We start from the raw sequence: 1,248 nt of genomic DNA, 5'->3' as shown, positions 1-1,248 counted from the left end.
CCTGACGATATTAATACCAAAGTTCGCGAATTTCAGAACACTGCCGTCGTCTCATCTCGGGATTGCCTAGAACTGGGCATTTGTACAGCATTGGACAATCCCCCCGGTTGGGTAGATCTTAGTGGCTTCTCCTTCTCCAGCTCACAAGTCGACACCGTCATTGGTCCGGTTATGAAGCCGCGCCATCTCGCGATGGGCGAGCGTTTGGTCTTCAAGGACCTTCCAGGCGTTGGCTTTACCGATTCGATTCACGTCCTTGGACCGGGTTATGCCAACGAGCTGCAAGGAAATAAGGGAATCACCAATCGCTGGCTCGCGGCTGAGATCGATGAAACTGGCACAAGCACTCACCCTGCCCAATACGCTCCGAACAATCTGTTTGAATGCGAAACTCAGACTTGCCCCAACTGTGAGGTTCCTGGCACCACATCAACGCAATGCTGCAGTGATCCTCGCTGGGGTGGCTGTGGCTATCGTGCCGCTCAAGCCGAGTGCATTTCGATGGCGGACTGGACCGGAAGCACTGGTGGCCAGAACTGCGTCAACCCAACTCCGGGCGGTTCTGTGACGACCTTCCAATGGTCTGAGGATCCCTCCGCACAGAACTACGGCTATTGCATGTTCCAGGCCTTCGGCCTTATCCATCAAATTGGCGGCATCGATGGTGCCTACCGCTTTCCGGGAAAGCCCGATACCTCAACACTACTCCTCCCACAATCTCTGCACCAAGAAGGCCGCCTCATTCCCAATCCTGGCATGTGCTGCTCTGATGCCGATGTCGGAACTTGCACCCAACAGGAGCGCGATGCCTGGTTTTCGTGCAGTAATTGGGCCGGTGAAGCTACAGATTCATCCTGGGACACAGCGTTCGCTGCTTGCATCCGCGCCAATGGCCTCTTTTACCAGGTCGGTGGCATGCTCAACGGCGAGGCCCGGCCTACCGTCAATCTTGTTCGCACGCTCAACTAGAGTTGCATACCCTACGAGAATACATAAACTGCTGCCAGTTGTCTTCCGAGGTTTCATGCCCCGAGAGGGGGAGGGGCTGCTTAGGTTGCGGTTAGCGTGACGACCCCAGATATTGCTACGGCGACCCTGGGCATAGCTGGGTATGGGGTACGCTCTCAATATTACTACTCGCAATCTTTGCTAATTGGAAGAGCCAAATGCTAGGGAAAGCTAAGAACCGAATGCTAGGGAAAGCTAAGAACCGAATGCTAGGGAAAGCTAAGAACCGAATGCTAGGGA

1 protein-coding gene is annotated in these 1,248 nt (G+C 54.6%); it reads left to right on the top strand.

Going from position 1 to position 1,248, the window contains the following annotated elements; translation table 11 throughout:
- The coding region (locus V6D20_06160) for a hypothetical protein (GenBank protein ID HEY9815369.1) at positions 1–969 on the top strand (969 nt) is incomplete at its 5' end.
- Positions 970–1,248: the final 279 nt, after the last annotated feature.

It is taken from the genome of Candidatus Obscuribacterales bacterium, assembly GCA_036703605.1.
Lineage (GTDB): Bacteria > Cyanobacteriota > Cyanobacteriia > RECH01 > RECH01 > RECH01.
Note: the sequence above shows the minus strand (reverse complement) of the source record. Positions and strands in the feature narration are given on the sequence as shown.